The following is a 15,136-nucleotide window of genomic DNA, read 5'->3' on the forward strand; positions in this document are numbered from 1 at the left end:
GCACAAATGAAAATTGTGTTGTTTGCAGTTACTCTGAAAATACTTGAGATAATAAGTAGAAAAACTAATCGTAGAATGAATACTTTAAGGAGGGATAATTATGAAAGATATAAGTAAAATCTTAATCCCTTTTGTTGGAAGACGTGAAAAAATTCGTTTTTTAGTAAAAGCACAATCTAAAGCGGCTGAACAAAGAAATATTATATCCTTTTTAATAATGAAAATTATCAACTCTATCATCTACAAAAATTTCCACTGCGATATTTCACCATATGCAAAAATAGGGGATAACATTGTATTTCCACATCCGATTGGAATAGTCATTGGAGAAGGAGTTTGTATAGGAGATAACGTAACTATTTATCAGAATGTAACTGTAGGAAGAGCAAAAGAACATATAGGGGTATATCCGTGTATTGAAGATAATGTTGTACTATATGCAAATTCAATGATTCTAGGAAGTTGTGTAGTTAAGAGAGGGTCTACAGTTGGGGCTCAAAGTTTGGTGATATCTGACACCCAAGAAAATACTACCTGGGCAGGAATTCCAGCAAGATGTGTTAATAAAGCTTATAAGGAAAATTAATTATGAGTAAAGTTGATGGAAATATAGTGAAAAAGACGGGGTTATATTTTATTGGTAATTTTGCATCTAAAATTATAATGGCAATTATGATTCCCTTTTATGCCTATTTTGTAAGCGTGGAAGAGTTAGGAGTATTTGATTATTCCCAAACAATAATGTACACAGTTTCGCCAATAATTTTTTTGGCACTCTGGGAAGCAATCTTACGATTTTTGGTGGCAGAGAAAGATGAAGAAAAACGTATAAATGTTATTGCTACTTCATTACGAATAGTACAAATAATTATATTAATTCTATTAGTCACAAGTGTATTAATTGGAATTATAAGTAATAATAAAGTTGCAATGTACACTATGCTGATGACATGTGTTTATGGTGCTGCTCAAGTATGGCAGTATTATGCAAGAGCATTAAAGTTTAATCAAATATATTTAATTGCAAGTGTAGCAGGAACAGTGATAAATTTCGTAATGCTAATCATAACGGTATGCTTTTTTAGAATGAGCGGAGCAGGGTTGTTTTGGTCATTTATCGTTGGTCAGATTTCGATTTTATTATTGATAGAAATGAAAATCAAAATCTCAAAATATTCAATAATTGGTAAATTTCATTGGTCAGTTTTAAAGAAAATGATAATTTTCTCACTTCCGTTAGTTCTAAACCTTGCATCAAATTGGTTGATTTCAGGATTCGGAAGAATTATTATTACGAATCAACTTGGTACATACGAAAATGGATTGTTTTCATTTGCAATGAAATTCGGTACTGTAGTTTCTATGTTGGGAACAGTAATATCTATGGCATTAATCGAAGAAGCAATAATTAAAAGCGAAGAAGATGACATAGATGAATACTTCTCAAATATAATTCAAATTGTTTTTAAATTATTCTTGTCTATAAGCGTTTTAGCAGTTCCATTCATTTCAATTTTTTATTATGTTATATCTGAAACTGAATATTCACAATCATACAATTTGGTTCCACTATTTCTAGTGTATGCAATCTTTATGACTATGGCTACAAACGTAGGAGCCATTTTTCAGGCAAGAAGCAAGACCAATGTATTGTTTTATACAACTGCTTGTGGTGCAGTCATAACAATTATTCTTGCGTCTTTAATGGTAAATATATTAGGAGTTCTAGGCGTAGCGATAGCGCAGATATCGGGTGCACTTGCAATGTTAGTTGCTCGATGGATCTTTGCAAAGAGATTAATAAAGCTTGTAGTTAAATGGAATAGGATTATTCTTCTAGCGTTTATGTATTTATTAGTAGTTATGGTCTGTAGCAAAGGAATTAATATTTTCAGCACCGTTATTAGTTTTTTGGCGATGTTTTTTGTCTTATATTTAAATAAAGAAATGATTGTAGAAGTGAAAAAATTAAGAAAAGGGAAAATGCTGCCTGGGGATTCTGTTACTCGGTAGTTTCTAGAAATAGAAATGATGACTTCCATTTTAATTTTTTGGGCACTGTGGGTATTTAATGATAAGGGAGGCGAACCTTATGTTTAAGATAACAGTTGCAGGAACTGGATATGTCGGCTTAGTTGCAGGCGTGTGTTTTGCAGAAGTTGGGCATCAAGTAACCTGTGTTGATATTGATGAAAATAAAGTAACCATAATGAAATCAGGTATTTCTCCAATCTATGAAGCGGGTTTAGAAGAGTTAATGCGGAAGAATTATGATGCTGGGAGAATAAATTACACTACAGATTATAAATCCGCCTACAGGGATGCAGATGCAATTTTTATTGGTGTTGGTACGCCGGAACAACCAGATGGTTCTGCAAATCTTTCTTATATTGCGACTGTGGCAAGGCAAATTGCTGAATCTTTAGAAAAGGATTGCTTAGTTGTAGTAAAATCCACCGTTCCGGTTGGTACTAATGATAAAGTTGAGCAATTTATTCAAGATTTTCTAGTCAATGATGTGAAGGTGGAAGTAGCATCGAATCCAGAGTTTTTGGCACAAGGCTCTGCGGTACACGATACGTTGCATGCAGAAAGAATTATTATAGGAACTGAAAGCGGATGGGCTCAAGAGATGCTTATGCAGATCTATGAGCCCTTTCAATTGCCTATTGTTTCAGTAAACAGAAGATCTGCAGAGATGATTAAGTATGCATCCAATGACTTCCTTGCTCTTAAAATATCATATATGAATGATATTGCAAATCTTTGTGAATTAGTGGGGGCAGACATCCAGGATGTTGCAAGAGGAATGAGTTTTGATGAGCGGATTGGAAGTAAGTTTTTAAATGCTGGTATTGGTTACGGTGGATCATGCTTTCCTAAGGATACAAAAGCATTAGATTATATTGCAAAACAACACGGATATGAGTTAAAAACAGTTAAGGCTGCCATTGAAGTGAACAAAGAACAAAAGACAGTTTTATATAAAAAAGCTAGTAAAAGACTTATTACGTTTAATGGTCTTAAAGTAGCTGTTCTAGGATTGACATTTAAGCCTGGAACAGATGATTTAAGAGAAGCAGCTTCGCTTGAAAATGTGCCATTATTATTAGAGCAAGGTGCATATATTTATGCGTATGACCCAGTAGGAGCAGAGAATTTTGCTAAGGTCCATCCTGAGGGTAAGAGTGGAAAAGGTAGTATCACCTATGTTGGTCATATAGAGCATGCTTTAGATGGAGCAAATGTCTGTTTTATTTTTACTGAATGGGGAGAAGTAAAAGAAGTACATCCGGAAACTTATAAGAATTTGATGAGAACTCCTTTAGTGTATGATGGAAGGAATATTTATGATGTTAAACAGATGCAAGAAGCAGGGGTAGAGTATCACTCTATAGGAAGAAAACCTGCTAGTAGAGAAGGTTTAAAGGAGTTGAAAAGCAATGAATTGCAAGAACTTCGATTATAGTAAAACATACCTTATCACGGGAGCAGCAGGCTTCATTGGATACTATTTATCAAGGAAACTATTAGAACGAGGTTGTAGGGTAATTGGTATCGACAATATCAATAATTACTATGATGTTAATCTTAAATATACTCGTTTAGAGTTACTAAAGCCCTATGAGCGGTTTACGTTTATTGAAGGTGATATTTCAGATAAGGTTATGCTAAACAATGCATTCAACGAATATAGGCCTAATGTTGTCGTAAATCTAGCTGCTCAAGCTGGTGTAAGGTATTCAATTGAGAATCCAGATGTATATATTCAAAGCAATGTCATTGGCTTTTACAACATTCTTGAGGCATGTAGGCATAATCCGGTCGAGCATCTTTTATATGCATCTTCTAGTTCTGTTTATGGTGCTAATAAAAAAGTGCCCTTCGAGGAAACAGATATGGTTGACAATCCTGTTTCACTATATGCCGCAACAAAAAAATCTAATGAACTAATGGCTCACACCTATAGCCATCTTTATAAGATTCCTGCAACCGGGCTACGTTTCTTTACTGTATACGGGCCATTAGGACGTCCAGATATGGCCTATTTTGGATTTACCCAGAAATATTTTTCAGGTGAGCCAATCAAGATCTTCAACAACGGTGATTTTGACAATGATCTATATCGTGATTTTACTTATATTGATGATATTGTGGAGGGAATTGAACGACTGCTCAGTAACCCGCCTGTGGCCGTGGAAAATGCCCCTCATAAAGTATTTAATATTGGAAATAACAGACCGGAGAAGTTGATGACTTTTATTGAAACTTTAGAGAAATGCCTGAGCATTTCATTAGGCAGAGAGGTTTTATTTGATAAATTATTTGAACCGATTAAACCAGGTGATGTACCTGTTACGTATGCTTCAACGGAATTATTAGAGAAGGTGGTTGAGTTTAAGCCTAAGACTTCAATAGAAATTGGTTTACAGAGATTTACGGATTGGTATTGTGAATATTATAAAATGAGATTGACTAAAAAATAAATCGGGAGTAGCTACTAGGCTACCCCGATTTATTTTTTGCTCAAATTATGCATAGTTATGTCCGCTGTGACTATTCTCATTGGAGGAGATTCTTTGAAACTTGTACTACTATCAGGCGGTTCAGGCAAACGGCTATGGCCCCTTTCTAATGATTCTCGTTCTAAACAGTTTCTTAAAGTGTTAGAGAACCAAAACAGTGACTATGAATCAATGGTCCAGCGTGTCTGGGGCCAATTAGAAGCTGTTGGATTGGATAGCGACTCTGTTATGGCTACTGGAAAAGCTCAAGTGGATATGATCCAAAGTCAATTGGGGAATAGTGTTTCATTAATTGTAGAACCGGAAAGAAGAGATACTTTCCCTGCAATTGCTCTGGCTGCAACCTATCTTTATTCAATTGAGGAAACTAGTTTAAATGAAGTTGTTGCCATTTTACCTGTAGATCCATACGTGGAAAACGGCTTTTTTGAGAAAGTGAAAGAACTCGAAGGAGTACTTTCGCAATCTGGTGCAGATCTTGCTTTAATTGGTGTCAAACCAACGTATCCTTCTTCAAAGTATGGTTATATAATTCCTGAAAATAACATTGATAATCATTCATTTATTAAAGTAAGTCATTTTAAAGAAAAACCTACGGAAGAGTATGCCCAACATTTGATTGCACAAAATGCACTTTGGAATTGCGGGGTTTTTGCTTTTAAGTTGGATTATTTGATTTCCTTATTAATAGAAAAAGGAATGCCTATTCAATATGAAGAGCTTCTAAAGCAATATGGGAAATTGGAAAAAATAAGTTTTGATTACGAAGTAGTTGAGAAAGCGAATCATATCGTTACTCTTCCCTATGAAGGGTATTGGAAAGATCTTGGTACTTGGAACACTTTAACTGAAGAAATGGCAACGAATGTAATGGGTAAAGGAATTATGAGTAAAGATTCATCAAATACCCATATTGTTAACGAGCTGGATATTCCGGTTACTGTCCTAGGACTTTCAAATGTAGTAGTCGCAGCAAGTGCAGATGGTATTCTCGTCACAGAGAAAGGCGCTAGCCCTCGGATTAAGGAGCTGCTAGGTAATTATGATGAGAGGCCTATGTTCGAGGAGAGGCGTTGGGGTTGGTATAAGGTTTTAGACTATGCGCGGTACTCCCCAGGACATGAAGTATTAACAAAAAGAATCTGTATATTATCCGGTAGAAATTCCAGTTATCAAATCCATTTTAAACGAAGCGAAGTTTGGAACTTTACGAAAGGTGAAGGCGAAATTGTTATCAATGATCGCTTGATTCCTGTCAAAGCGGGAGATGTCTGGCATATCCCAGTTGGTACCAAGCATGCCGTTAGAGGGATTTCAGATCTGGAATTTATTGAGGTACAAACTGGAAGTGAATTAGTTGAAGAGGATATTACCCGTCTGTTAATGACTTGGGGTGAGATTCAAGATCATTGTTTAAGTAGATTATAATCGCTTTACGGGCTTGATAAATAGGAAGAGCAAGGAGGTGATTCAACTCATGAAGCGCTGGAAATCTTTAAAACCTTGGAAAAAGTGGTTAGTAGGGATCAGCAGTTTAATTGTTGGAATTTTTCTGACTGCTTCCATCGTAGTTTATTATCAAATTAAGTCCATACGTGTTGAGGATATTCTGCAGAGACATCAAACACTTGGCAATGAGCAGCATGAATCAGCAAAGGATGGGAGCCAAGTATCTCCTTCATCCTCAAGTGAGCCAGCTCTTCCTTCTTTGCTGAATGCCCCTTTAGACAAAGCCAATCAGTTTGCAAACAAACCAATAAAGACGCAGGATGCTTTAGATGCAGCAGCAATTTTATTGAAATCCGGTTTGAGTTTGAAAGAGGTTTACTACCTCACTGGCGAGGCGAAAAGCGATTTATCTAATGATGAAAAACAGAAAATTCGCGACTTGCTCCTCTCTAAACTTACTAATGATGAGATAGAAGCCCTTCGATCCATAACCAAACAATATGGCAAGGCTCTGCACATCCTTGATCCTGATTACCCAATTGAACTCATAGGAATTGAGGACCCGGAAGAGCGAAAAAAAATAGCAAAAGAGCTTCAGGATAAGAAAAAGTCGAATCAAAGTCAGCAAGTAGTTCAGCAACCGAAAGGGGAATCGACTCCAAAAGACTCCTCTCCGGAAGCAACGCCAGATCCTACACCAGATCCTACACTTATAGAAACCTACAACTCCAAACTAGATGCGCTAAAAAATACATGCCAAAGCAACATCAGCTCTCTTGTCTCCAGCGTAGTAAATGCGAAGAAAGGCAATAAAGATATAGGCCTTAAAGAACTGCAAAGCACGTTTATGCAAAAATTTGTGGATGCGGAGTCTAAGTGTGACTCTGGCTTTAATGCAATCCTTTCGGATGCGGGGAAAGCTGGGGTAGGCTCTGGCGAGATTGATGGCTGGAAGCAATCCTATGCATCTATGAAGCAAGCGGCGCAAAACAGTGCAATTGGTCAGATCGAAAAAGCTCTTTCAAACAAGTAGTTCCACCGACCCGTTTATAAATCCAAATAATGGTTCGGACGGCTCATGCTACATCTGTATTGTTTGCTAAAATAATCCTATAAACGACAATCACATAAATCGTAAGACAATGGCAAAATTGATGAAAGTCAGTGACGCAAAGCTACAGGGACTAAACTGGGAAAAGAACCGGTATGTCAGCCAGCTGCCGATTACGGCCTCCGTCTGATTCTTATGTGGGACAAACCTTTGGGAGGTAGAGAAGAATATGTTTTGGTTAACCATGTTGACTATTCTTTGGATTGTGGGGTGTATTTTTTATGTTAGTATATTTGCAGTTGCTAAACAAGCAGATCAGATGGCTGAGGCTATGTTTGCAAATGAGTTTCCTCAAAACACAGTTTCCAGTACTTATTGTATGACAGACGATGTTCAGCGTTTTGAAAAAGGTCATGAAAGTATTGGACAGGTTTGTTTATCATAATTCGATTGATTAAAGCACCTATAGGGTGCTTTTTTTATGTTTAAAAGGCATGCAGGCATTAGCGACTACAAGTACTTTATTATGAGATAAATACATACCACCCAGAACGGGATCATAATAAGCAGTCCCCATAAACAACCTTTAAACATCAAAAAGCGATTGTTTTTGTTTTCGTTCATTCCATTGATCAAAATGCCGCACCTCATTTGCGCGCTATAAGCAGCTATTTTTTAGTAGATAAGAAAGTATAAGTTTTATACTTTTGCTTCGCATCTACCTTGACAAACGCGCCCGTCCTGAAAGGACGACGAAGTCGTTTATCCTTGATTCTCATCGATGCTCTTATATCCCTGCAAAGTTAGCGCTATGTTTTGAGAAAAAATGTGAACTTATAACCTTTGATGTACCGCGGCATGTTGGATAGTTAGTTATTGCTTAGTATTTGGATAAAAACAGTGCCAAAAAATTGTTACAACCAAATTAATATACGAGGTGTGGATCAAATGAAAGTGAAAAATCGGTTCAAGGCCGCAGCAGGATTATCTTTAGCATTATTCATGGGAATGAGTACCGGGGCATCCGCCGCGCAAGCTCCTGTTGATGTGGATGTGTATCAAGTACCTATGCATTTCACTTTTGACGGCAAAGAGTATGCGCCGCCGGAAGGTCAGACGGGGTTTATTTATGAAGGCAGTACGTATGTCCCGATCAGGTTCATTTCTTACTCCCTGGATAAAGCGGTGAAATGGGATGCGGATACTTACACAGTTACGATTTCCGAACCTAAGGAAACAGACAAAATTAATATCAAAGAGTACAAGCTCAACACGCAGGTTTATTCGAAAAGTAATGAGAAGAAGCCAGACAAAGCGAATTTGGCAGCCAGCAAGTTGAATGTTTATAAAGAGAAGATTTCATATGTATTTGATGGGGTTGCGAAAAATCCGCCTGAGGATTTGCCAGGTTACATTGTCGATGGCAGCCTTTATGTGCCTATTCGCTTTTTCTCTGAGTCTGTTGGCAAAACGATTCATTGGGACCCTGAAACTTACACGGTTTCAGCCGTTAGTTCTTCGGATAAGAAGGCTCCTGAGGTGAAAGTGCCGGAGACTCCTAAACCTGAGCCGACAGCTCCAGCAGTAGGAGGCGGCGGTGCCGTTGGTGGTGGAGGAGCGGGTGGCGGAGCTTCCACGAAGCCTTCTTTTGACTCGATTAATAACGAAACAGTAGCTCAACTGCTGAAGCTCCAAACGAAAAGTCATGATGAACTTACGCGGCTATTGGATCAATATAAAGCTACCAAAGATGAAAGTTTACGTGATGAGGCCAATCTAAAAATCGCACAAACAAATGAGGCATTCAATCAGCTTATGAACGATTTCGAGACAAAGCTAAAGAATAATGAGTATGATACAAGCATTGTCGATACCTACAGGGGACTGTATGAAAAAAAGAAAGCGGATGAAGAAGCGAAAGTAAAAGCGGAAATCAAACCCAACTAATTCATAACCGGAAGCCTCCATAAACGGATAGCTTCCGGTTTATTTTCGCCTATTTTCTGCGAATCATTCACCAACTAGGCATTCACACACATACTGTGTATTAGGCTATAAACTACTACCACAAGAATGTGAGTGATTCCTGAAATGACGAAACTTGAAAATGAAGAATTTCGTCCGCCTGTAGGCGGTTCACATGGCGGAGGCATCGGACATGGCGGACTGGGAGGCCCAGGGCCAGGGCACTTTGGTCATGGTCCCGGAATCGGGCATGGACCGGGATTTGGTCCGGAATTTGTGGGTCCTGGAGTCGGCGGCGTAGATTTTCTCCCTTGGGCTGTAGCCCCTCTGATATGGAGCACAACTCAACCTTATTATTCGTATCCTTACCCGTATCCGTATCCATATCCATATCCATATTCTTACTATCCATATCCCCCTGGCTATCCAGGCATTTAATAAGTTGTAAAAACCTGTTCTGAAAAACCGAGAAACTCCCTTTAGAAAAGGGTTCTCGGTTTTTTTGCTATTCTAGTACAACGGCATGTAGGGGATTGTTTGATGCCTTCCCCCGGTCAAAGGTAAAGAATATACACCTATTCTAAAAATTGGATGCCTATAAATGGAAGAAATCCTTCTTTATAATAAATTGAGTAAGTAAGGTTTGAGAAGGGGGGCGAGAACGCATATACAGGATCTTCTTTGTAAGCGCATCATATCTACAGATGATGGACAAACAGTTGTAAAAAAGGTATTAAAAAAGGTATAGCGGAGGTAAATTCTATGTCCAATCAGTTTGGCAAACAAAAAAAGAAAGCGTTATCATTTTTGTTGAGCGGTACTCTACTTTCCACGATATTGATGCCGGGGATGGCTTTTGCCGATGCAGACGGAGTGAGTAAGGCCAGCGCCGCCGAAATCAGCTCCATGCCCATCCAAATCAAAAATTTAAAGACGGAGCAAGCTGTAAATCCGCTGGGGCTGGATACGTTAAAGCCACGATTAAGCTGGCAGTTGGAATCAAGCGCTCGCTCGCAGAAACAGACAGCTTACCAAGTGCTGGTCGCTTCCAGTCCGAATATGTTGGCACAAAATCAAGGGGATCTGTGGGATAGCGGAAAGGTAAATTCGGAGCTCTCCGTCAATTTGGAATATGGCGGTCAATCACTTCAATCTGGCCAGCGTTATTACTGGAAAACACGGGTTTGGGATCAGGATGATCATAGTTCGGATTGGAGTGAGTCGGCGTATTGGGAAATGGGACTGCTGCAGCCAACGGACTGGCAGGCAAACTGGATTACCATTCCGAAAGAACAAATTCCGAATATCCCTAATTATACGATCGATTTGGACTTCACGCTCTTGCAGGACGCTGCCGGATTTATATTCGGATCGCAGGATCCATCGCATTTCTATATGTGGCAGATGGATGTGAGACAAAAGGGTTACATGCAGTTCCGACCGCACATTTGGAATAGCAGCCCGGCCGTTTTGAAAAATGTCAACGTCTCAAACATCATCCCGAAGGGGAAAGAGCTCAATACGCAGCATCATTTGAAAATCGACGTGAAAGGCAGTCAAATCTCCACTTACGTGAACGGACAGCTGGTCGATACGCTGGTCGATAACCACTTTGGATTCGGCAAAATCGGGTTTAGGGAGCATAAAGATGGAACAACGAATGAACGCGCAAGCTTCGATAATATTGTCATCAAGGATCAGGAAGGGAAAGTACTGTTCGCGGAAGATTTCTCAAATCCGGACAATAAAGCATTTGACGGCGGCAAAATTGAGAACGGTCAATTGGTGCTTGAGGATTTGACCAATGATCTTGTGTTTAATCAAAAAGTAAAAAGTGCTCCACAGCTTCGCAAAGCTTTCCAAGTTACGAAGCCGGTGAAGAAGGCGACCGTATACGCGACCGCACTCGGTCTGTATGAATTGAGCTTGAACGGCAAGAGGGTCGGGGAAGATTATTTAACTCCGGGTTGGACGGACTACAACCAGTTTGTTCAATACCAGACCTACGACGTTACCCCGATGCTTACAAATGGAAGCAACGCTTTAGGAGCATTGCTGGGTGAGGGATGGTATTCCGGACACGTAGCGATGGCGGGGGCATATGTGTATGGCGTGCAGCCGGAGCTGCTGCTTCAAATGAACTTAGAATATGAGGACGGAACGAAAGAAAAGATCGTATCCGATTCATCTTGGAAGATTGCCACAACAGGGCCTATCCTGTCTAACGATTTATTGATGGGAGAAACGTACGATGCCCGCAATGAAATCCATGATTGGGACAAACCTGGATACAATGATACAAATTGGATCAACGCGGTGCAAGCAAGTGATTTCAAAGGTAAGCTGATCGCGCAAACGGGCCCGACCGTTCAGGCCATTCAGGAGCTAAAGCCCAAAGTCATTACGCAGCCCGCGCAAGGTACTTATATTTTTGATTTGGGGCAAAACATGGTCGGATGGGCGAGGTTAAAAGTGAACGGACCTTCCGGAACCAACGTGCAATTGCGTTTTGGCGAAATGTTGAATGACGACGGATCACTTTACACGGCTAACTTGCGGACGGCGAAACAGACGGATGAATACACGCTGAGAGGCGAAGGGACAGAAGTATACGAACCGCATTTTACATTCCATGGTTTCCGCTATGTGGAAGTAACCGGATATCCGGGTACCCCGGCGTTAGACAGCATTACGGGTGTGGTCGTCCATTCGAATACGGAACCGACGGCATCATTCGAAACTTCGAACAGTATGGTGAATCAGTTATACAGCAACATTGTTTGGGGGCAAAAAGGCAATTTCTTAAGCGTTCCGACAGATTGCCCGCAGCGTGATGAACGAATGGGATGGAGCGGAGACGCACAGATTTTTGCCCGAACCGCGAGCTATAATATGAATACGATGATGTTCTTTGAAAAGTACATGCGGGATGTGGTGTCCGGACAAGGAACGGACGGAGCCTATCCGGATGTAGCGCCTTATGTCAGTATCGCTGGCAGAGGAACTAACGGATGGGGGGATGTCGGAGTTATCGTTCCATGGACGGTATACTTAACCTATAACGATAAACGGGTAATTGAAGACAATTATGATTCAATGGTCAAATGGATTGACTATATGAAGAAGAATAGCAACGGACTCATACGGCCGACCGGAGGTTACGGCGATTGGCTGAATCTTGATGATAATACGCCGACAGATGTTGTAAACACGGCTTATTTTGCTTATAGTACAAATCTTTTATCAAAAATGGCCAAAATCATTGGCAAAGATGCCGATGGGCAAAAATATGAATCCTTATTTAACGATATTAAGACTGCATTTAATACGAAATTTGTAACTGCCGACGGCCACATTACAGGAGGTACGCAAACGAGCTACGTGCTGGCGCTTCAAATGAATTTGCTGCCTGAGGACAAACAGCCGCTTGCGGCCAAATACCTCGTAGATCGAATCAAAAGCCGTGACTGGCATTTGTCTACCGGATTTTTGGGGGTAGGTTACTTGCTCCCTGTGCTTACTAAGGCGGGATATTCCGATGTTGCTTATCGCTTGCTGACGAACGACACGTACCCTTCGTGGGGCTATAGCATTAAAAACGGTGCGACGACGATCTGGGAACGCTGGAATTCCTATACGAAGGAAGGCGGATTTAACGATCCAGGCATGAACTCGTTTAATCATTATTCGCTTGGCTCCGTAGGAGAGTGGATGTTCCGATTTGCGGCAGGTATTGAAGCCGATCCGGAAAAGCCGGGCTTCAAACATACCGTGATTCAGCCGACTGTGGGCGGTGGACTTCAATACGTGAAGGCGGGCTTTGATTCGGTCTATGGGAAAATTTCTAGCGATTGGAAGTTCAAGGACAAACAGTTCAAACTGAATGTCACAATTCCGGTGAATACCACAGCGACCGTTTACGTGCCTACGGATAAGGAGGATACCGTTACTGAAGGCGGAATAAGCGCCCGTGAGGCGGAGGGCATCCGTTTTGTGAAGATGGACGGAGGCAAAGCCGTGTATGAGGTAGGGTCCGGCAGCTATTCGTTCGCCTCTCAATTGACGATTGCAGAAAGTCCATTAAGTACGGTCAGCTTAAGCGCTGATCAAACGAAAATGTTAGTTGGTGAAACGACTCAGCTGCATGTTGACGCGAGAACAGAAAATGGAGTTGCTGTTGATCCAGCTAAAGCTCAGATCATCTATAAGAGCAGTGACACGAATGTAGCGACAATAGACGCAGAAGGAAAAGTGAAAGCGGTGGGTTTTGGCTACGCGACGCTTACGGCAGAAGTTACCTACGGCGGAGCCACACTTTCATCGTCGATTAGCCTATTTATATCCAGTGGTACCAATTTGGCTTTGGGCAAAAAAGCGAGCAGCAATAATTCTTTAGAGAGTGGCCCGACTTGGAAAGTTTCCAATTTGACCGATGGAAATTTGAATTTAAAGTACTCCAGTCAAGGCTTCAACTCACAGGATGTATCGAACAATCCGATATGGGTTGAAGTTGACTTGGGCAGCATGAAATCGTTCAACAATCTCGTCCTGTTCCCGAGAACGGACTCGAAGACGACCGACGGACATACGGCATCCTTCCCGATTGATTTTGACATTCAAGTGAAATCGGAAACGGGTGACTACAAGGTCGTGAAACAGATCAGAGGGCAGGCGAATCCTGAAGGTCAGCCTCAGAAATACAGCTTTGATACTGTAAATGCCAGATATGTCAGAGTACTTGTTACGAAGCTCGGGCCGATGCCTCACGATGATACCGTCTTCCGGTTCCAGTTGGCCGAATTGGAACTTTACAATGCTGCCGAACAAGCAGTTTTAAGCGGACCTTCGGCTGTTCGTGCAGGCCAATCCTTTGATGTCACTTATAGCTTTGCGAATGTAAGCGACAGCGTATACGCTCAAGATTTAACTTTTGCGTATGATCCAGAGCGACTGGAATTTGTGTCGGCGGAATCCTTGAACGATGATTTGAAGATCGCTGCCACTTCCGATTTTGTCAAACATCCGGGCAAGGTCAGAATCATCTCCGCCATTGTCGGGGGAGACCGCCGCTCAAACGGAGATATGTTAAAGCTGCACTGGAGAGCGAAGTCGTCTTCATCGGATCCGGCTGCGATCACATTGTCAGATGCGCTGGTCGCTAACGCTAAGGGTGTGGAGAGGGAAATAGCCGGAGCTGCATACAGCTTGCAAATTACCGCTCCTGTCGATAAAGCGGCGCTGATTGCTCTGATTGCCGACGCCAAAGCCAAGTACGATGCTGCTGAAGAGGGAACTCATAAAGGACAGTATCCGGTTGGCTCGAAAGCGAAGCTGCAGGCTGCTATTGACAAGGCTCAATCAGTAGCCAATGATTCTGCGGCATCCCAGCAGCAAGTGGAACAAGCGACGAACGAACTGGCTGCTGCATTACAAACCTTCATATCTTCGGTCATTACTTCGAATCCGGGAGACATGAACGGTGATGATAAGATCAGCATCGGAGATCTGGCCGTTGTAGCGGCAGCTTACGGCAAGAAATCGGGTGACGCCGATTGGGATCTGTATAAAAAAGCCGATATTAATAACGATGGAATTATCGACATCGAAGACTTGGCGGCATTAGCAAGATTAATTCTTGGTTAGGAACAAATGAAGAAGGGGGTTATCCCATAATTCATGAGAAATGACTTATGGGGCAGCCCCTGTTTTTATATATTAAATTTGAGTTGGAGATGGATCGTTCGCCTCAATATTGGCTCCTGTCGGAATGCCGCTTAATCCATTGGTTCAATTCTATTGCAATAAGTTTATTTCTGATTACGAGCGCCAGCCAAGAGCAGCTGTAAAAAATGAACATACTGCCCAAATAACTCATCCATGTGATGTTCTGCACCCAGCTTTCGAAGAACAATGTTAACCCTACAACAAGGTTAATTCCAATAAAGTGGATGACAAGCGCTGTCAAAAAATTAAGACGCTCGATGTCAAAAAGGAAACTTAAAACACCGGCGCAAGCCGAAATCAGGAAGACGTTCAGCACCGTTTCCTTTGTTAAAGTTGGCGGTGTTTTGTTTAATAAAGAGACAAACAGATAGACAAACGAGCCTAAGCCCAGTCCATTGGTCATGCGCGTCATCCACTTCAT

At 41.2% G+C, this 15,136-nt stretch carries 11 protein-coding genes and 1 riboswitch; of the genes, 10 read left to right on the top strand and 1 reads right to left on the bottom strand.

What is annotated here, in order from left to right:
* The first annotated feature begins 100 nt into the window (after positions 1 to 100).
* The 10 genes from AC3WRW_RS20195 to AC3WRW_RS20240 all read left to right on the top strand — a co-directional run bounded on the left by AC3WRW_RS20195 (position 101) and on the right by AC3WRW_RS20240 (position 14,634).
* On the top strand, positions 101 to 586 hold the full coding sequence (locus AC3WRW_RS20195) for a serine O-acetyltransferase (RefSeq protein WP_492548097.1): 486 nt from the start codon (positions 101 to 103) through the stop codon (positions 584 to 586).
* A gap of 2 nt (positions 587 to 588) precedes the next feature.
* Positions 589 to 2,013 (top strand): lipopolysaccharide biosynthesis protein, encoded by a 1,425-nt coding sequence (locus AC3WRW_RS20200; protein ID WP_492548098.1) that lies wholly within the window; start codon positions 589 to 591, stop codon positions 2,011 to 2,013.
* A 79-nt stretch (positions 2,014 to 2,092) separates the two neighbouring features.
* Positions 2,093 to 3,469, top strand: coding sequence for a UDP-glucose dehydrogenase family protein (locus tag AC3WRW_RS20205; protein WP_492548099.1), 1,377 nt, complete (start codon positions 2,093 to 2,095; stop codon positions 3,467 to 3,469).
* Positions 3,444 to 4,487 (top strand): NAD-dependent epimerase/dehydratase family protein, encoded by a 1,044-nt coding sequence (locus tag AC3WRW_RS20210; protein WP_492548100.1) that lies wholly within the window; start codon positions 3,444 to 3,446, stop codon positions 4,485 to 4,487. Before AC3WRW_RS20205 ends, AC3WRW_RS20210 begins: the two co-directional genes overlap by 26 nt.
* A 93-nt stretch (positions 4,488 to 4,580) precedes the next feature.
* Positions 4,581 to 5,954 carry a sugar phosphate nucleotidyltransferase gene (locus AC3WRW_RS20215; RefSeq protein WP_492548101.1) on the top strand — a complete coding sequence of 458 codons (1,374 nt, stop codon included), beginning with the start codon at positions 4,581 to 4,583 and terminating at the stop codon, positions 5,952 to 5,954.
* 49 nt (positions 5,955 to 6,003) lie between these two features.
* The gene (locus tag AC3WRW_RS20220) at positions 6,004 to 7,008 is read left to right on the top strand and encodes a hypothetical protein (RefSeq protein ID WP_492548102.1); all 1,005 of its coding nucleotides are present in this window, start codon (positions 6,004 to 6,006) and stop codon (positions 7,006 to 7,008) included.
* Between the two features lie 101 nt (positions 7,009 to 7,109).
* A riboswitch (cyclic di-GMP riboswitch) is annotated at positions 7,110 to 7,200 on the top strand.
* A gap of 55 nt (positions 7,201 to 7,255) precedes the next feature.
* Positions 7,256 to 7,471, top strand: coding sequence for a hypothetical protein (locus AC3WRW_RS20225; protein WP_492548103.1), 216 nt, complete (start codon positions 7,256 to 7,258; stop codon positions 7,469 to 7,471).
* Positions 7,472 to 7,974: 503 nt separating this feature from the next.
* On the top strand, positions 7,975 to 8,973 hold the full coding sequence (locus AC3WRW_RS20230; RefSeq protein WP_492548104.1) for a copper amine oxidase N-terminal domain-containing protein: 999 nt from the start codon (positions 7,975 to 7,977) through the stop codon (positions 8,971 to 8,973).
* A gap of 144 nt (positions 8,974 to 9,117) precedes the next feature.
* Complete coding sequence (locus AC3WRW_RS20235) at positions 9,118 to 9,429, top strand: hypothetical protein (RefSeq protein ID WP_492548105.1); 312 nt, start codon at positions 9,118 to 9,120, stop codon at positions 9,427 to 9,429.
* Positions 9,430 to 9,753: 324 nt separating this feature from the next.
* Positions 9,754 to 14,634 (top strand): family 78 glycoside hydrolase catalytic domain, encoded by a 4,881-nt coding sequence (locus AC3WRW_RS20240; RefSeq protein ID WP_492548106.1) that lies wholly within the window; start codon positions 9,754 to 9,756, stop codon positions 14,632 to 14,634.
* A 103-nt stretch (positions 14,635 to 14,737) separates the two neighbouring features.
* Here the strand turns inward: AC3WRW_RS20240 and AC3WRW_RS20245 are convergent, their stop codons facing one another.
* Positions 14,738 to 15,136, bottom strand: a complete 399-nt coding sequence (locus AC3WRW_RS20245; RefSeq protein WP_492548107.1) for a DUF3021 family protein — start codon at positions 15,134 to 15,136, stop codon at positions 14,738 to 14,740.

Source organism: Paenibacillus sp. FW126-R14, from assembly GCF_058789495.1.